General features: G+C 62.3%; 13 protein-coding genes and 1 riboswitch. Of the genes, 7 read left to right on the top strand and 6 right to left on the bottom strand.

Annotated elements, in window-relative coordinates:
• The first annotated feature begins 15 nt into the window (after positions 1–15).
• From msbA to BFP89_RS16720, 3 genes are all read left to right on the top strand, one after another.
• Entirely contained in the window at positions 16–1821 is a 1806-nt protein-coding gene (msbA, locus tag BFP89_RS16730) for a lipid A export permease/ATP-binding protein MsbA (protein WP_065886559.1), read from the top strand.
• A 729-nt stretch (positions 1822–2550) separates the two neighbouring features.
• Complete coding sequence (gene hldE, locus BFP89_RS16725) at positions 2551–3975, top strand: bifunctional D-glycero-beta-D-manno-heptose-7-phosphate kinase/D-glycero-beta-D-manno-heptose 1-phosphate adenylyltransferase HldE (RefSeq protein ID WP_065886558.1); 1425 nt, start codon at positions 2551–2553, stop codon at positions 3973–3975.
• On the top strand, positions 3968–4903 hold the full coding sequence (locus BFP89_RS16720) for an NAD-dependent epimerase/dehydratase family protein (RefSeq protein ID WP_065886557.1): 936 nt from the start codon (positions 3968–3970) through the stop codon (positions 4901–4903). Before hldE ends, BFP89_RS16720 begins: the two co-directional genes overlap by 8 nt.
• A 31-nt stretch (positions 4904–4934) precedes the next feature.
• On the opposite strand, the gene BFP89_RS16715 is transcribed toward BFP89_RS16720, so the two are convergent.
• Genes BFP89_RS16715 through BFP89_RS16700 form a run of 4 tightly spaced genes read right to left on the bottom strand, consistent with a single transcriptional unit; the run spans position 4935 to position 8320 of the window.
• A complete protein-coding gene (locus BFP89_RS16715) occupies positions 4935–5903 on the bottom strand; it encodes a metal ABC transporter ATPase (RefSeq protein WP_065886556.1) in 969 nt (322 codons plus the stop codon).
• A 41-nt stretch (positions 5904–5944) separates the two neighbouring features.
• Positions 5945–6757: an aldo/keto reductase gene (locus BFP89_RS16710; protein WP_065886555.1), complete on the bottom strand. Its 813-nt coding sequence runs from the start codon at positions 6755–6757 to the stop codon at positions 5945–5947.
• A complete protein-coding gene (locus BFP89_RS16705; RefSeq protein ID WP_065886554.1) occupies positions 6754–7929 on the bottom strand; it encodes an NAD(P)/FAD-dependent oxidoreductase in 1176 nt (391 codons plus the stop codon). Before BFP89_RS16705 ends, BFP89_RS16710 begins: the two co-directional genes overlap by 4 nt.
• Positions 7930–7984: 55 nt before the next feature.
• Positions 7985–8320, bottom strand: coding sequence for a DMT family transporter (locus BFP89_RS16700; protein WP_057724331.1), 336 nt, complete (start codon positions 8318–8320; stop codon positions 7985–7987).
• A 103-nt stretch (positions 8321–8423) separates the two neighbouring features.
• Here BFP89_RS16700 and BFP89_RS16695 point away from each other — a divergent pair, with 103 nt between their 5' ends.
• Both BFP89_RS16695 and waaA read left to right on the top strand, forming a co-directional pair.
• Positions 8424–9314 carry a LysR family transcriptional regulator gene (locus tag BFP89_RS16695; RefSeq protein WP_065886553.1) on the top strand — a complete coding sequence of 297 codons (891 nt, stop codon included), beginning with the start codon at positions 8424–8426 and terminating at the stop codon, positions 9312–9314.
• Positions 9315–9337: 23 nt separating this feature from the next.
• Complete coding sequence (waaA, locus tag BFP89_RS16690) at positions 9338–10615, top strand: lipid IV(A) 3-deoxy-D-manno-octulosonic acid transferase (protein WP_065886552.1); 1278 nt, start codon at positions 9338–9340, stop codon at positions 10613–10615.
• A gap of 115 nt (positions 10616–10730) precedes the next feature.
• On the opposite strand, the gene BFP89_RS16685 is transcribed toward waaA, so the two are convergent.
• Positions 10731–12170 carry a TolC family outer membrane protein gene (locus BFP89_RS16685; protein ID WP_065886551.1) on the bottom strand — a complete coding sequence of 480 codons (1440 nt, stop codon included), beginning with the start codon at positions 12168–12170 and terminating at the stop codon, positions 10731–10733.
• Positions 12171–12365: 195 nt separating this feature from the next.
• Positions 12366–12471, top strand: a riboswitch (TPP riboswitch).
• Between the two features lie 147 nt (positions 12472–12618).
• On the opposite strand from BFP89_RS16685, the gene thiC reads away from it, so the two are divergent.
• Both thiC and cytX read left to right on the top strand, forming a co-directional pair.
• Positions 12619–14523, top strand: a complete 1905-nt coding sequence (thiC, locus tag BFP89_RS16680; protein ID WP_065886550.1) for a phosphomethylpyrimidine synthase ThiC — start codon at positions 12619–12621, stop codon at positions 14521–14523.
• Positions 14524–14687: 164 nt separating this feature from the next.
• On the top strand, positions 14688–15977 hold the full coding sequence (gene cytX, locus BFP89_RS16675) for a putative hydroxymethylpyrimidine transporter CytX (RefSeq protein ID WP_065886549.1): 1290 nt from the start codon (positions 14688–14690) through the stop codon (positions 15975–15977).
• Here cytX and BFP89_RS16670 read toward each other — a convergent pair.
• On the bottom strand, positions 15946–16692 hold the full coding sequence (locus BFP89_RS16670) for an RsiV family protein (RefSeq protein ID WP_065886548.1): 747 nt from the start codon (positions 16690–16692) through the stop codon (positions 15946–15948). The genes cytX and BFP89_RS16670 overlap by 32 nt on opposite strands.
• Positions 16693–16845: the final 153 nt, after the last annotated feature.

Raw genomic sequence — 16845 nt, 5'->3', positions numbered from 1 at the left:
AAAACGCCGCGTGATATGACCGACTCCAGTCCGAGCGCAAGCCCTTCGAGCTTGAAAATATACTTCCGCCTGCTCAGTTACGTTAAGCCTTATATGGGCTTGTTCGCGCTGAGTATCCTTGGATTTCTGATTTTCGCGTCGACCCAACCGATGCTGGGTTACATCCTCAAATACTTTGTCGACGGCCTTTCCAATCCCGAAGCCGTGCTGTTTCCGACCGTGCCGTTCCTGCGCGACCTGCAATTGCTGCAGGCGGTGCCGCTGCTGATCATTCTGATCGCGGCCTGGCAGGGCCTGGGCTCATTCCTGGGCAACTACCTGTTGGCCAAGGTCTCCCTGGGCCTGGTCCACGATTTGCGCGTGCAGTTGTTCAACAACCTGCTGACGCTGCCTAACCGTTACTTTGACAACCACAATTCCGGGCACCTGATTTCCCGCATCACCTTCAACGTGACCATGGTCACGGGGGCGGCGACCGATGCCATCAAGGTGGTGATCCGCGAAGGCATGACGGTGATCTTCCTGTTTGCCTCGCTGCTGTTCATGAACTGGCGCCTGACGCTGGTCATGATTGCCATCCTGCCGTTGATTGCCGTGATGGTCAGCACGGCCAGCAAGAAATTCCGCAAGCAGAGCAAGAAGATCCAGGTGGCCATGGGTGACGTGACCCACGTCGCCTCGGAAACCATCCAGGGTTACCGCGTGGTGCGCAGCTTCGGTGGCGAGGTCTATGAAGAGAAGCGTTTCCTGAAGGCCAGCCAGAGCAATACCAACAAGCAACTGCGCATGACCCGCACCGGGGCGATCTACACCCCGGCGCTGCAACTGGTGATCTACTCCGCGATGGCGGTGCTGATGTTCCTGGTGCTGTATCTGCGCGGCGATGCGTCGGCCGGTGACATGGTGGCCTACATCACCCTGGCCGGTCTGTTGCCCAAGCCGATCCGCCAACTGTCGGAAGTCAGCTCGACCATTCAGAAGGGTGTGGCCGGTGCCGAAAGTATTTTCGAACAGCTGGACGAAGAGGTGGAGGTCGACCACGGCACCCTCGAACGCGACAAGGTCAGCGGTCGCCTGGAAGTGCGCAACCTGAACTTCACCTACCCCGGCACCGAACGTCATGTGCTCAAGGACATCTGCTTTACCGCCGAACCCGGGCAGATGATCGCCCTGGTGGGGCGTTCGGGCAGTGGCAAGTCGACCCTGGCCAGCCTGATCCCGCGGTTCTATCACCATGAGAGCGGTGAAATCCTGCTTGATGGCATCGAGATCGAAGACTACAAACTGCTCAACCTGCGCAAGCACATTGCCCAGGTCACCCAGCATGTGACCCTGTTCAGCGACACCGTGACCAACAATATCGCCTATGGCGACCTGGCCGGCGCGCCACGCGAAGACGTTGAAGCGGCGGCGACGGATGCCAACGCCAAGGACTTCATCGACCAGTTGCCCAAGGGCTTCGATACCCAGGTCGGCGAGAACGGCGTGCTGCTCTCCGGTGGCCAGCGTCAGCGCCTGGCGATTGCCCGTGCGCTGCTCAAGAACGCACCGGTGTTGATTCTCGACGAGGCCACCTCGGCCCTCGACACCGAGTCCGAGCGGCATATCCAGGCCGCGCTGGACAAGGTCATGCAGGGCCGCACCACGCTGGTGATCGCACACCGTTTGTCCACCATCGAGAAGGCCGACCTGATCCTGGTGATGGACGACGGGCGCATCGTCGAACGCGGTACCCACGGCGAACTGCTGGCGCAGAACGGCTATTACGCCCGCCTGCATGCCATGGGCCTGGATGCACCGGTGGCGGCCGACATCACCTGATCCAACAGGCGCCACGGCTCAAATGTGGGAGGGGGCTTGCCCCCGATGGCGGCCTCTGGGCCGACCAGGATGTTGGGGCGGACCGGGTACATATCCGTTTCTGCGGTAACGGCTGCTATTGGTTCCGCCCTGACGGCGGGTCACTTTGGAAAAGCCCCAAAGTAACCAAAGGGCTCTTGCCCCACCACTCGGCACCTCGCCCAGGCTCGGTGTGCCCTCACTCCGGCTTGAATCCGTGGGCCGCCGCCACGCGCCATCCATGGCGCGGGGCGGCTAACCCGGCGTCCTGCCGGGTTACCCACGAATTCAAGCCTGCGTTCGGCCAGCGTGGTCTAACGGGGCGCCTAAGATCAAGATCAAAAGCACGGCGGCCTTAGAGCCGACCGGTATTTTGTGTCGACCCCGGTCCAAATGTGGGAGGGGGCTTGCCCCCGATGGCGGCCTCTGGGCCGCCGCAATGGGTCATCCCTGGCCCGGTGCGGCTAACCCGGCGTTCTGCGGGTTACCCTCGGATTCAAGCTTGCGCTCGGCCGCGTGGTTTCAAGGGGCGCCTAAGATCAAGAGCGACTCGCTGCGCATGGTGGTTAGCGTTGGGCGTTACAGCGTTGTGAAGATACCTGTGGCCATCGGGGGCTTGCCCCCTCCCACATTTGCCCTGCGGTGGGCGCAAGCCATCGCAAACCCTGTGCTAATATCGCGCCCCTGTTCATTTTGTATGTGGGTTGCTCCATGAAGTTGTCCATGCCGCGATTCAATCAAGCCCCTGTCTTGGTGGTCGGCGATGTCATGCTCGACCGTTACTGGCATGGTGGTACCTCACGGATTTCCCCTGAGGCGCCGGTACCGGTGGTCAAGGTCGAGCAAATCGAAGACCGTCCAGGTGGCGCTGCCAACGTTGCCCTCAATATTGCCGCGCTCGGCGCCCCGGCCTCCCTGGTGGGTGTGACCGGTGACGACGAAGCGGCCGACAGCCTGGCCAATAGCCTGCGCGGTGCCGGCGTGCGCGCGTTGTTCCAGCGCATCGCTCATCAGCCGACCATCGTCAAGCTGCGGGTCATGAGCCGCCACCAGCAATTACTGCGTATCGATTTCGAAGAACCCTTCGCCACCGACGCCCTGGCCCTCGGTGACCAGGTCAACGCGTTGCTCGAAGGCATCAAGGTGCTGGTGTTGTCCGACTACGGCAAAGGCGCCCTGAAAAATCACCAGGTGCTGATCCAGGCCGCCAAGGCCCGCAACATTCCGGTACTGGCCGATCCCAAGGGCAAGGACTTCTCGATTTATCGAGGCGCCAGCCTGATCACGCCCAACCTCAGTGAGTTCGAAGCGGTCGTCGGTGGTTGCGCCGATGAGCACGAACTGGTCAGCAAGGGCGCGGCGCTGATGGCCGATCTTGAACTCGGTGCCCTGCTGGTGACCCGTGGCGAACATGGCATGACGCTGCTGCGTCCCGGCCATCCGGCGATGCACCTGCCGGCGCGTGCGCGGGAAGTGTTCGACGTCACCGGTGCCGGTGATACGGTGATTTCCACCCTGGCCGCGTCCATCGCCGCCGGCGAGGAACTGCCCCATGCCGTGGCCCTGGCCAATCTGGCGGCGGGCATTGTGGTCGGCAAACTGGGTACTGCCGCCATCAGCGCCCCCGAGTTGCGTCGCGCCATCCAGCGCTCCGAAGGCTCGGAGCGCGGCGTGCTGGGGCTCGAGCAATTGCTGCTGGCGATTGACGACGCACGCGCCCACAACGAAAGTATCGTGTTCACCAACGGCTGTTTCGACATCCTGCACGCCGGTCACGTGACCTACCTTGAGCAGGCGAGCGCCCAGGGCGATCGCCTGATCGTCGCGGTCAACGATGATGCTTCCGTCAGCCGCTTGAAAGGCCCGGGCCGACCGATCAACAGCGTCGACCGGCGCATGGCGGTCCTGGCTGGATTGGGTGCGGTGGACTGGGTGATCAGCTTCTCTGAAGGCACCCCGGAAAACCTGTTGGCCCAGGTCAAGCCTGATGTGCTGGTCAAGGGCGGTGACTATTCCGTCGACCAGGTGGTCGGTGCGGACATCGTCAGCGCCTACGGCGGCACCGTCAAAGTGCTGGGGTTGGTGGAAAACAGTTCGACCACGGCCATCGTCGAGAAAATACGTAACAATGAATAACGCTGATAAATGGGTGTTGATCACCGGAGGCGCAGGCTTCATCGGTTCGCATTTAGTTGACGCGTTGCTCGCCAAGGGCTATTCGGTGCGGGTGCTGGATAACCTGTCTACCGGCAAGCGCAGCAACCTGCCCCTGGATGACCCGCGCGTGCAACTGGTGGAAGGTGATGTGGCCGACGCCGAGCTTTTGGCTCAAGTGGTCGTTGGCGCGTCGGCGGTGGTTCACCTGGCGGCTGTGGCGTCGGTCCAGGCCTCTGTGGACGATCCGGTCAGCACGCACCAGAGCAATTTCATCGGCACCTTGAATATCTGCGAAGCCATGCGCAAGGCCGGCGTGAAGCGTGTGGTGTACGCTTCCAGCGCAGCGGTCTACGGCAACAACGGCGAGGGTGCCTCCATCGACGAAGAGACGACCAAGGCGCCGCTGACACCCTATGCCTCGGACAAATTGGCCAGCGAGCACTACTTCGACTTCTACCGTCGTGAGCATGGCCTGGAGCCGGTCATTTTCCGCTTCTTCAATATCTTCGGTCCGCGCCAGGACCCGTCATCGCCGTATTCCGGTGTGATCAGCATTTTCAGCGAGCGTGTGCAGCAGGGCCTGCCCATTGCCGTGTTTGGCGATGGCGAACAAACCCGTGACTTCATGTATGTGGAAGACCTGGTGGATGTGCTGGTGCAGGCCATCGAGTTGCCGACCATTCCCGCAGGGGCAATCAACGTCGGTTGGAACCACGCCACTACGCTCAAGCAGGTGCTGCAGGCACTGGAGCAAGTGGTGGGCACGTTGCCGGTCATTACCTACGGACCGGCGCGCCTGGGGGATATCCGCCATTCGCGGGCCGACAATCGGCGCCTGCTGGCAAGCTTCACCCTGCCTGAACCTACGCCGTTGAAGGTCGGCTTGGAGCGCTTGCTCAAAGGCTGAGCCGCAGGCCGATAGCGATATCGAGTGTGCGTCAGCCCCTGGCTTTTTTCTTCGGCACGATCTTGCGCAGCATCTGCTGCGCCTTGCCGGTCAAGCGCTTGAGCTTTGACTCTTTTTCCGGCTGTGCCAGGCCTTGCTGCCTGAGCCAGTCCTTCCAGCGAATCCGCTCATCACGCACCAGCCAGCCGTCCTGCCGGGCGAAGCTTTCGGCCAGGTACAAACCCCGTGTGCTCGCCGGATACAGTTGGTCCTTCTTGACGGTGTACAACTCGGCAAGGGGCTCGCCGTCCTTGAGCGGCATCAGGTACAGGTCCGGACGCTTGCGATCCAGGCGTGCGACCAGTTGGTCACCTTCCAGGCGCTCATCCACATGGAACAGGCTCAGGGACTTGGCCTCCTTTGGCACTTCCAGGCGCAAGTCGTAAATCAGCTGCAGTGACGCCGTCGGCAGGTGCACATAGGCCCGAGGACGCTCGATCAACTGGGTGGTGGCGCAGCGCACCGGACGCGCGGCGCCGGACAGCGGGCTCAGGCGAAACGGCAGGGCTTCACGGTAATGCAGCGCGGCGGAGTAGGGCGCTGGCAGCCAGGTATCGTTGAAGCGCCCGCCGAGCCAGCCTTCAGGGGTTTCCAGCAGGCACTCCTCGGCAATTTCCTGAATGGCCGTGTGCAGCGGCAGGTTCAGTTCATGGGCGGGGACGTAGCCGGAGATCAGCTTGAGCACCACGTCGCCGCGATCCTGGCGACGCTGGCGTACCAGCACCCAGTAATCCTTGTTTTGCCAGTGCAGGGTCAGGCGCACCGAGACGCCGAGATTCGCCAGTTCCAGGGCAAAGCGTTCGGCGTCCGGCACCTCGACCGGCTTGCGCCGTTGCAGGGTCTGGGCAAAGTTGAGCGGCATGCCGACGCTCTGGTAGCTCAGGCCTTCGGGGGTGGCTTCCACGTGCAGCGGCAGTGTCTTGAAGTTGCTCGGGTTCTTTCTTATGAGCGTACGCGGCATGTCGGCTCCTTTGTGCGACGGGGTCGGCCGCGTGGGCGGCATCAGAGTTGACGGATGACTCGGGCAGCGGTTGCCACGTTATGGGCCAGGTGCAGCGGATTGATGGTCCCGACAATAGCACTGGCGACGCCCGTTTGCGCAAACAACAACGTGAAACTCGCCTGAATTGGATCCATTCCAGGCGCCAGGCATACGTGGCCGCTGGCCAGGGCTTTTTTCACCAGGATGCCCTTGCCATGGGCCGCCGCGTAATCAATGACGGCTTTTTCGGCCTGTTCGTTCAGATTGTAAGTCACCATGGCGCAATCACCCTGCTCCAGCGCCTTCACACCGCCTTCAACAGTTTTGCCGGAAAAGCCGAAACCGCGGATCTTGCCCTCTTTTTTCAGCTCCGCCAGGGTCTGGTAAACCTCGCAGTCGTTGAGGATGTGCAGGTCGTTGCCATCGGAGTGCACCAGCACCAGGTCGATAAAATCCGTTTCAAGCCGTTTCAGACTGCGCTCGATCGACATCCGCGTATGGGCGGCGCTGAAATCGTGACGGGACACGCCGTCCTCGAATTCTTCACCGACCTTGCTGACGATCACCCAATCCTTGCGCTGGTCACGCAACAGTGGCCCCAGGCGCTCTTCGCTGCGCCCGTACGCGGGCGCGGTGTCGATCAGGTTGATGCCCAGCTGGCGCGCCTGGCGCAGCAACATTCGCGCCTCGTCGTCATTTGGAATCTGAAAGCCGCTGGGGTATTTGACCCCTTGGTCGCGACCCAGCTTGACGGTGCCCAGGCCCAGGGGCGACACCAGCAGGCCGGTGCTGCCCAGAGGGCGATACAGTTCGTGCAGGGTTGGCAGGCTCATGGCAACAGGTGCTCCCAGGCGGGTTGGCCGATCGCAGGCTTGGGCAGGTCGGGCAGGGGGGCGCGGGCGCCTGGGCGGATGCCGGCGCGTTCCAGGCTGTCGATGACCCGGTCGGCAAAGTCCGGCGCCAGGGCCAGCTTGGTCGGCCAGCCCACCAACAGGCGGCCCTGTTCGGCCAGGAAGGCATTGTCGGGACGGCTCAGGCCTGATTGCAGTGGCTCGGCGCGTTCGACGCGCAACGTGGCCCACTGGGTCTGGCTCATGTCGATCCATGGCAACAGCTGAGCGAGTTCTTTCTGCGCGGTGGCAATTTGCTCTTGCGGCGTGCGGGCCACGCCATCGGCCTCGGCGATATCGCCACCGATGTACCACACCCAATTGCCGTCTGCGGCCGGGTGCGTGGTCACGGTCAGGCGCGGCTTGGTGCCGCCGCCCAGGCAATGGGCATACAACGGCTTCAGGCCCGGGCCTTTGGCGAGGATCATATGCAACGGGCGGGTTTGCATCGCCGGCTGGCTCAAGCCCAGGGCCGCCAGCAGATCGGCGGTGCCTGCGCCGGCACTCAATACGATGCGCTGGGCGCGAATTTCGCGGCCATCGACCGTCAAGCCTACCAGCGTGTCGCCTTCGCGCAGCGGTTCGATGTGCTGGCCCGCGAGCAGACCGTCACCGGCCATGTGCGCCAGGCGTTCAATCAGGCTGGGCACATCCACCACCAATTCTGCCAGGCGGTAGACCTTGCCCTTGAAACGACGATCCTGCAGCGCGACCGGCAGTTCGTCGCCCTTGACCTGATCGACACGGCCGCGCACGGCCTTGCTGGCAAAAAAACTGGTGAGATTGCCGGCGAGGGTGCCGGGGGACCACAGGTAGTGGGCTTCAGAGAGCAGGCGCACGCCGGACAGGTCCAATTCGCCATTGCCGGCCAGGGCTTCACGCCAGCGACGCGGCATGTCGGCAATCGCTTCGGAGGCGCCGGTGAGGGCGCCGTGCAGGGCGTATTTCGCACCGCCGTGAATGATTCCCTGGGACTTTACGCTTTGCCCGCCACCCAGGGTCGCGCTTTCCACCAGCACCGTGGAAAACCCCTGGCGGCGCAGGCGCGCATTGAGCCAGAGGCCGGCAACCCCGGCGCCGACAATCAGAACGTCGGTGGAAATAACGGATGGCATCGGCGACCTCAATGTTCAAGACAAGGGGCGCAGTATACAGGCTGTTGAGGGGCGGTCAGTGACCGGCGGTTTTCGAGAACAGCTGAATCACCACCACGCCCAGCACGATCAGCCCCATCCCCAGCATGGCCGGGATATCCAGCTTCTGCCCGTAGATGAACAGCGCGGCAATGCTGACCATCACGATGCCCATGCCGGCCCAGACGGCATACGCCACGCCGACCGGCACGGTGCGCACGACCAGGGTCAGCATCCAGAACGCGATGCCGTAACCGACGATCACCAGCAACAGCGGAATCGGTGTGCTCCACCCCTTGATGGCTTTCATGGAAACGGTCGCGATCACCTCCGAGCAGATGGCGATGGCCAGGTAACAGTAGGCGGCGTTCATGGTGCAATCCTCAAGGTGAAGCGGGTTTGATAAGGTCGGCATTCTAGAGGTTCAACAGATGGGGTAAAGTCATTACCTATCCGAATTGAAGATAGGTTAAGCCATGAGCGTGCAGTGGGATCTGGAACAGATGCGCCTGTTTGTCAGCGTCGCCGAACAGCGCTCGTTTTCCGCCGTGGCGCGTGGGCAGCGCAAGGCGCAGTCGGCCGTCAGCACCGCGATCGCGATGTTGGAGGCGGACCTGGGCGTCAGCCTGTTCGAGCGTAGCAGTGGCCGTCAGCCGCGCCTGACCGAAGCCGGCAGTGTGTTGCTGGAGGAAGCGCGTGAAGTGCTGCGTCAGTGCGAGCGCCTGACGGGGCGGGCGCTGTCGCTGACCCGTGGCGAGGAAGCATGTCTGCGCCTGGCTCAGGACGAGGCGATGTTGTTCCAACCGGTGCTCGACAGCCTTGCGGCGCTGGCGGTGCGCTATCCATTGCTGGAAGTGCAATTGTCCAGCGCAGCGCAAGGCGATGTGGCGCGCAAGCTGGTGGAACGTCAGGCCGACCTGGGTCTGTTGTTCTATCACGACCAGATTCCCGAAGCCCTTGAGCGGCGGGTGGTGGGCAGTGTGGAGATGGTCACGGTGTGCGGTGTCAATCATCCCATGGCCAGGGAGCAGTACGTGGACTGCCAACGGTTGGCGCAGTATCGCCAGTTGCTGATGTCGACCCAGACCAGCGTCTACCCCGGCAGTGAAGCCGCCAGCCCGCAGGTATGGCGGGCCGACAGCTTCTATGTATTGGCCGAATGGGTGATGAGCGGCCTGGGTTGGGCCTGGCTGCCACGGCACATCGTGCAATACCCCACCTATCAACAGCAGATGGTTGAACTGCGCAGCGAATGGACCCCGCCGGCGCTGGTGGTGGAGTTGGTGTGGCGTCGCGATGAGCACCTCGGGCCTGCGGCTCGCTTTGTGGCTGAACGTTTTGCCGAGTGCTTGCAGGCGATCGACTGAAAAAGCCGATAAACTCCGCCGCCATGAATAGAACTCTCTACACCTGTCTGTTTTACCTGGCGCTGCCGTTGGTGGCTTTACGTCTGTGGCTGCGCGCGCGCAAGGCGCCGGCCTATGCCAGGCGCGTGGGCGAGCGATTTTCCTATGGCTTGCCTGTGATGCAGCCGGGTGGGATCTGGGTGCATGCGGTGTCGGTGGGCGAAAGCATTGCCGCCGCGCCGATGATCCGGGCCCTCCTGGCGCGTTACCCGCAGTTGCCGATGACCGTCACCTGCATGACGCCCACCGGTTCCGAGCGAATCCAGGCGCTGTTTGCCGATGAACCGCGCGTCCAGCATTGTTATCTGCCGTACGATTTGCCCTGCGCCGCCAGGCGTTTCCTTGATCGCGTCCAACCCAAGCTGGCGGTGATCATGGAAACCGAGCTGTGGCCCAACCATATTCACGCCTGCGCCCAACGCGGGATTCCGGTGGCCCTGGCCAACGCGCGATTGTCGGCGCGCTCGGCCCGGGGCTATGCGCGGTTCGCCAGACTGACCGCGCCGATGCTGGCCGAAATGAGCTGGTTCGCCGTGCAGACCGAAACCGAGGCCGAGCGTTTTCGCAGCCTCGGCGCGCGCCCTGCAACCGTGGACGTCACCGGTTCGATCAAGTTCGACCTGACCATCGACCCTCACTTGCCGGAACGTGCCGCCGCCCTGCGCGAACGATGGGGCGCCGGCGAGCGCCCGGTGTGGATCGCCGCCAGCACCCATGAAGGCGAAGACGAAGTCATGCTCGCCGCCCATCGTCAATTGCTGGCCAGCTATCCCAATGCGCTGCTGATTCTGGTGCCCCGGCATCAGGAACGCTTCGGCCCGACCTTCGATCGGTGCGTGCAGCAAGGCTTTGCCACGGTGCGGCGCTCCAGTGGCGAAGCGGTCAATGCCGATACCTCAGTGCTGCTGGGCGACACCATGGGCGAGTTGCTGTTTCTCTACGCCCTGGCCGACAGCGCCTTTGTCGGCGGCAGCCTGGTGCCGACCGGCGGGCATAATCCGCTGGAACCGGCGGCGCTGGGCAAGCCGGTGATCATGGGGCCGCACCTGTTCAACTTCCTGGAAATCAGCGCGATGATGCGCGAGGCCGGGGCGTTGCGCGAGGTGGATGACGCAGAAGGTTTGGCCGAAGCGGTGCGCCAATTGTTCGAACTGCCGCGGGATGCGCGCAGGATGGCAGAGGCGGGATTGAAAGTGATGCAGGCCAATCAGGGAGCGCTTGAGCGTCTGTTGGCGGGTTTGGAACGATTGATCGCTCACTGACCCATCAAATGTGGGAGGGGGCTTGCCCCCGATAGCGGTGTGTCAGTCACCCAACAGGTTGGCTGACCCACTGCGATCGGGGGCAAGCCCCCTCCCACATTGGTTTATGGTGTTTTCAGGAACCCGGGCGGGCCTTGAGCTGCTCGGCGGCGGCCTTGGCCAGGTCCGGTGGCAGGAAGTCTTTATCCGGGTTGTAGTCGGCTTTCAAGTAGCGCGTCAGGTCCTGCAGATCTCCCGGGTTCAGCGTGCCCGCTGCCTGCTTCAAGCGCAGGTTGTCGAGGATGTAGTCGTAGCGGCTGTTGTTGTAGTTGCGCACCGACGAGTAGAGCTGGCGCTGTGCGTCCAGCACGTCGACGATATTGCGCGTGCCCACCTGATAACCGATTTCCGTGGCTTCCACCGCGCTCTGGTTGGAGATGATCGACTGGCGGCGTGCCTGCACCTGTTCCACATCGGTGTTCACGGCGCGGTGCAGGTTGCGGGTGTTTTCCACCACCTGGCGGCGCAGGCCTTCGCGTTGCTGCTCGGACTGATCGAGACGTGAATAGGATTCACGCACTTGCGAGCTGGTGAGGCCGCCGCTGTAGATCGGGATGTTCAACCGCAAGCCGATGGTGCGTTGCGACACATCGCCACCGTACGGGATGGGCAACTGATTCGGGTTGCTGAACCCCAGGGCATCGTTGTCGCCTTTTTCGTATTGCGCAACCGCATCGAGCGTCGGCAAGTGGCCGGCCTTGCGCTGCCTGAGGGTTTCCTCGGCGGCAGTCACTGCGTAATTGCTGGCCAGCAGGTTGAGGTTCTGGCGCCCGGCGGTTTCGACCCAGGCCTTGGCGTCGTTCGGCGCCGGCGGCAGCACCGGCAGCGTATGGACGATGCCCTGGATCGAGTTGTACTGGCGGTTGGTCAGGGTGATCAGTGCCTCGAAGGCGTCGTCCACCTGGCGCTGGGCCACGATGCGGTTGGCGCGAGCGGTGTCGTAGCTGGCCTGGGATTGCAGCACATCGGTCTTGTCCGACAGGCCCACATCGAAGCGCTCATTGGACTGGTCGAGCTGGCGTTTGAAGGCATTTTCTTCGGCCTTGGTCGAGGCCAGGTTGTCTTGCGCGCGCAGGACTGCAAAGTAGCTCTCGGCACTTTGCAAAATCAGGTTCTGTTCACTGGCCGACAGTTGCAGCGAGGCTTGCTCGCTGACGGCTTCGGCGGCTTGCAGCTGGAACCAGCGATCGGCGCGAAACAGCGGCTGGCTCAGCGTGGCGCGCCAGGAGTGCGCGTCGCGGCTGGCAGTGGCGGCGGGCTGGTCGATCTGGGTGCGCACGTTATTACTGTCGGCACCGGCCGACAGGTTCGGCAGCAGGCCTGCGCGCGCCTGGGGCACCACTTCTTTCTGCGCGCCATATTGAGCGCGGGCAGCGGCCAGGTCGGCGTTGTTGCTCGCCGCTTCCTGGTAGACGCTGACCAGGTCGGTGTTGGCGGACAAGGGCGCTTCAGCTGCCCAGACCATTCCATTGGTCGCACAAGACACGGCAATTGCCAGTGAAAGTTTGCGCAGCATGAGGCGATCCCTGAGTAAATATTACGATGATAATTTATTGCCCAAGGCTACGGTGGCAAAGAGGGAGCGTCAAGCCTTGAGGCAGCTCAGGAGTGTAGTGGCCGGGCCTCGGCACAACAATCCTGTAATTACGCCATTTATCATCCTGACGACAGTGTCATTGGCAATTTGCCCACGCCATGGTCTAGACTGGCCAGGTTCTTGTCGGGGTGCCTTGTTGGAAGGCTGAGATCGGTAAATACCGGATCCCGTTGAACCTGATCAGGTTAACGCCTGCGTAGGGAACAAGATTTCTCGTCACCCGGCGAGTCCTCTTGTGCTTCGTCCGGGAAGTTGTTCGACAATCGAACAGCCCTCGTGCGCAGGCACAGCACTGGTTTCAGTGCGTCCGTCCGTCACAGGTTCGCTCCGACAACAATCCACCGCCTGGATAAGTTGGAGAGCCCTGATGAGCACCGAATTAAAAAGCCAAAAATCAAAAAACACCGTGCACTTGAGTGAATCGGCCAAGGTCGACTCCGGTTCCGTGCAGCCGTTTACCCGCTCACAGAAGATCTATGTACAGGGCTCGCGTCCCGATATTCGCGTGCCCATGCGCGAAATCAGCCTGGATGTGACGCCCACCGAGTTCGGCGGTGAAATCAATGCACCGGTGGTGGTCTACGACACATCGGGTCCGTATACCGATCCCAACGTGATCATCGACGTGCGCAAAGGCCTGGCCGACGTGCGCTCACCCTGGATCGAAGAGCGCGGCGATACCGAGCGACTGGCTTGCCTGAGCTCACGCTACGGCCAGGAACGCCTGGATAACCCGGACCTGGCCTACCTGCGCTTTGCCCACCTGCAAAATCCACGACGGGCCAAGGCCGGCGCCAACGTCAGCCAGATGCACTACGCGCGCAAAGGCATCATCACGCCCGAAATGGAATATGTAGCCATCCGCGAAAACATGAAGCTTGAGGAAGCCCGCGCCGCCGGCCTGCTCAAGCAACAGCATGCGGGACACAGCTTTGGCGCCAGCATTCCAAAGATCATCACGCCCGAATTTGTTCGTGAAGAAATCGCCCGTGGCCGCGCCATCATCCCGGCCAACATCAATCACACTGAACTGGAACCGATGATTATCGGCCGCAACTTCCTGGTGAAGATCAACGGCAATATCGGTAACAGTGCGCTGGGCTCGTCCATCGAAGAAGAAGTGGCGAAGATGACCTGGGGCATTCGCTGGGGCTCCGATAACATCATGGACCTGTCCACCGGCAAGCACATCCACGAAACCCGCGAATGGATTATCCGTAACTCGCCGGTGCCGATCGGTACGGTCCCCATCTACCAGGCACTGGAAAAAGTCGACGGTGTGGCGGAAGACCTGACCTGGGAGCTGTTTCGCGACACCCTGATCGAGCAGGCCGAACAGGGCGTCGACTACTTCACGATCCATGCCGGTGTATTGCTGCGCTATGTGCCGCTGACCGCCAACCGCGTCACCGGCATCGTCAGCCGTGGCGGCGCGATCATGGCCAAATGGTGCCTGGCGCACCACAAGGAAAATTTCGCCTACACGCATTTCGAAGAAATCTGCGAAATCATGAAAGCCTATGACGTCAGCTTTTCGCTGGGTGACGGCTTGCGTCCGGGCTCGGTGGCCGACGCCAACGACGCCGCGCAATTCGGTGAGCTGGAAACCCTTGGCGAGCTGACCAAGATCGCCTGGAAGCACGACGTGCAAACCATGATCGAAGGCCCCGGCCACGTGCCGATGCAGTTGATCAAGGAGAACATGGACAAGCAGCTCGAATGCTGCGACGAGGCGCCGTTCTACACCCTCGGCCCGCTGACTACCGACATTGCGCCGGGCTATGACCACATCACCTCCGGCATCGGCGCGGCGATGATCGGCTGGTTCGGTTGCGCCATGCTCTGCTACGTCACGCCCAAGGAACACCTGGGGTTGCCGAACAAGGATGACGTGAAGACCGGGATCATCACTTACAAGATCGCCGCCCACGCCGCCGACCTCGCCAAAGGCCATCCGGGCGCGCAGATTCGCGACAACGCGCTGAGCAAGGCGCGCTTCGAATTCCGTTGGGAAGACCAGTTCAACCTGGGCCTGGACCCGGACACCGCGCGGGCGTTTCACGACGAGACCCTGCCGAAAGAGTCCGCCAAGGTCGCGCATTTCTGTTCGATGTGCGGGCCGAAATTCTGCTCGATGAAAGTCACCCACGAAGTGCGTGAGTACGCGGCCAACCAGCGCATTGAAGCGGTGGATGTGGACGTGGCCAAGGGCTTGGCCGAGCAGGCGGAGCGGTTCAGGCAGGAAGGCAGTCAGCTCTACAAGAAAGTCTGATCCGAAGGTGGCGGTGACTGTACCGCCGCCATCGGGGGCAAGCCCCCTCCCACATTTTGACTGAGGTTGACACAGCGTTTGTGTTCACCGCAGATCCAGTGTGGGAGGGGGCTTGCCCCCGATGGCAATTTCCCTGACAACAAAGCCCCTCGGAGACTTCACCCTTGAGCATTCAACCCAGCACTTACTCACCCGACATCGCGGTGCTTCCTGACAAGCGCGTCTTCGGCGCCCGCGACCTGTTCTCCCTGTGGTTCTCCCTCGGCATCGGCCTGATGGTCCTGCAAACCGGCGCCTTGCTGGCGCCGGGCCTGGGGTTGTCGGGTTCATTGCTGGCCATCTTGCTCGGCACCCTGGTCGGCGTGCTGTTGCTGGCCGCCGTCGGCGTGATCGGCAGCGACACCGGGCTGTCCGCCATGGCGGCGCTCAAGCTCAGCCTCGGTAGCCGCGGTGCGAGCCTGCCGGCGCTGTTGAACCTGCTGCAATTGATTGGCTGGGGCTCGTTCGAAATCATCGTCATGCGCGATGCCGCCAGCTTGTTGGGTACGCGTGCGTTCAGCGAGGGCAGCCTGTTGGCGAGCCCCTTGTTGTGGACCGTGTTGTTTGGCGGCCTTGCCACCATGCTGGCGGTGAGTGGCCCGTTGACCTTCGTGCGGCAAATCCTGCGCAAATGGGGCATCTGGCTGCTGCTCGCGGCCTGTCTGTGGCTGACCTCGAACCTGTTTGCCAAGGCCGACCTCGTCGCGCTGTGGGCCCAGGCCGGTGACGGCTCGATGCCGTTTGCGGTGGGCTTTGACATTGCCATCGCCATGCCGCTGTCGTGGCTGCCGCTGATCGCCGACTACTCACGCTTTGGCAAACGCGCGAAAAGCGTGTTCGGCGGCACCGCGCTGGGGTTCTTTATCGGTAACTTCTGGCTGATGAGCCTGGGGGTGGCCTACACCCTGGCCTTTGCGCCCAGCGGTGAAGTCAATGCGCTGCTGCTGGCCCTGGCCGGCGCCGGCCTGGGGATTCCGCTGTTGCTGATCCTGCTGGACGAGTCGGAAAATGCCTTTGCCGACATTCATTCGGCGGCGGTGTCGAGCGGGGTGCTGCTGCGTTTGAAAGTCGAGCACCTGGCGTTGGCCATCGGTGTGATTTGCACCGTGATTGCCTGCCTGGCGCCCCTGGCGCAATACCAGAACTTCCTGTTGCTGATCGGCTCAGTGTTTGCGCCACTGTTCGGCGTGGTATTGGTGGATCACTTCATCCTGCGCCGTCGGCGCCAGGGCGCGGTGACCCAGCTGCATTGGCCGGCGCTGCTGGCGTGGCTGGGCGGCATCGGCACCTACCACCTGCTGGCGCACCTGTATCCGGATATCGGCGCAACCCTGCCGGCATTGCTGCTGGCAGGGTTGCTGCAGTTCATCCTGGGGCGGGCGGTCAGTGGCGCGCAGGCATCAGCTCAGGCTTGATCACACCGGTCAGGCGCGCATAGGGGATGGTGATTTCGATCAGCCCCTGGGCGTAGGGGGCGATGGTGGTGACGTTGTACTTGAGCACCACGCCGCCGCTGGTCAAGGCCACGTTCGGGGTTTTCTGGAACGGCCAGTTCTTCACGAACTCCGGGTCGCGGTGCATCTTGGTGTTGATCAACCAGCTGTTGTGGGCAACTTTTGCGGTATTCCAGAAGGCCTGCTCCTGGCCGGGCAACAGCATGTCGGCCAGGCCCAATTCCTTGTGCAGCACCCGTGAATAGTTGATGAAGCCGCGGCCAGGTTCACCGTGGGCCACGCCGGTGTCCAGGTAGCTGGACACTTCAACGATCACCAGTCCGTCATGCTGCTCACGTACCTTGGCCTGCAAATACATGCTGTGGCGGTCGGGGGATTCGCGCAGGAATGTGTCCCGGTAGGCATTCAGGGTCGCAGGGACGCTGGCGCCGGGCGTGGTGCGGGTCATCTGCAGCAGGCGCTGCTCGACCAGTTTGTCCAGTTGCGGGTCGGCGGGGAAATGCACGGTGTCGATGTTCACCAGCGGACAATCAGGGCTGCCGCAGCCGGGCTTGATCTGCTCCGACTTGTCGGTGGTGACGTCCAGCGGTTTGAGCTGACCGGGCTGGAACAGGCTCTGGCAGGCACCCAGGGTCAAGGCAATACAAGCCATGGAGGCGATTTTTAAAAGCGACATGTGTGTCCTTCGTAAATCGATGGAAAGCGAAAAGAGTAGCGCTTGGACTGCCAACAGGGCCGCCAGTTCGCCACTAGACTGATTAGTGTGAGTTTGACGCCCGCCGTCTATCCCGGCAACCGGAAAGGGGCTGCGCCGAGCCACTTGGGCGCG

The organism is Pseudomonas sp. 31 R 17, assembly GCF_900004915.1.
In the GTDB taxonomy this organism is placed as follows: domain Bacteria; phylum Pseudomonadota; class Gammaproteobacteria; order Pseudomonadales; family Pseudomonadaceae; genus Aquipseudomonas; species Aquipseudomonas orientalis_A.
The sequence above is the reverse complement of the archived record's forward strand: the minus strand, read 5'-3'. Positions and strand labels throughout refer to the sequence as shown.

Coding starts and splice junctions, on each gene's coding strand:
- BFP89_RS16705 (WP_065886554.1), bottom strand. CDS start 7,929: ATGCCATCCGTTATTTCCACCGACGTTCTGATTGTCGGCGCCGGGGTT.
- BFP89_RS16670 (WP_065886548.1), bottom strand. CDS start 16,692: ATGTCGCTTTTAAAAATCGCCTCCATGGCTTGTATTGCCTTGACCCTG.
- thiC (WP_065886550.1), top strand. CDS start 12,619: ATGAGCACCGAATTAAAAAGCCAAAAATCAAAAAACACCGTGCACTTG.
- BFP89_RS16715 (WP_065886556.1), bottom strand. CDS start 5,903: ATGCCGCGTACGCTCATAAGAAAGAACCCGAGCAACTTCAAGACACTG.
- BFP89_RS16710 (WP_065886555.1), bottom strand. CDS start 6,757: ATGAGCCTGCCAACCCTGCACGAACTGTATCGCCCTCTGGGCAGCACC.
- waaA (WP_065886552.1), top strand. CDS start 9,338: ATGAATAGAACTCTCTACACCTGTCTGTTTTACCTGGCGCTGCCGTTG.
- BFP89_RS16700 (WP_057724331.1), bottom strand. CDS start 8,320: ATGAACGCCGCCTACTGTTACCTGGCCATCGCCATCTGCTCGGAGGTG.
- BFP89_RS16720 (WP_065886557.1), top strand. CDS start 3,968: ATGAATAACGCTGATAAATGGGTGTTGATCACCGGAGGCGCAGGCTTC.
- BFP89_RS16695 (WP_065886553.1), top strand. CDS start 8,424: ATGAGCGTGCAGTGGGATCTGGAACAGATGCGCCTGTTTGTCAGCGTC.
- BFP89_RS16685 (WP_065886551.1), bottom strand. CDS start 12,170: ATGCTGCGCAAACTTTCACTGGCAATTGCCGTGTCTTGTGCGACCAAT.
- msbA (WP_065886559.1), top strand. CDS start 16: ATGACCGACTCCAGTCCGAGCGCAAGCCCTTCGAGCTTGAAAATATAC.
- hldE (WP_065886558.1), top strand. CDS start 2,551: ATGAAGTTGTCCATGCCGCGATTCAATCAAGCCCCTGTCTTGGTGGTC.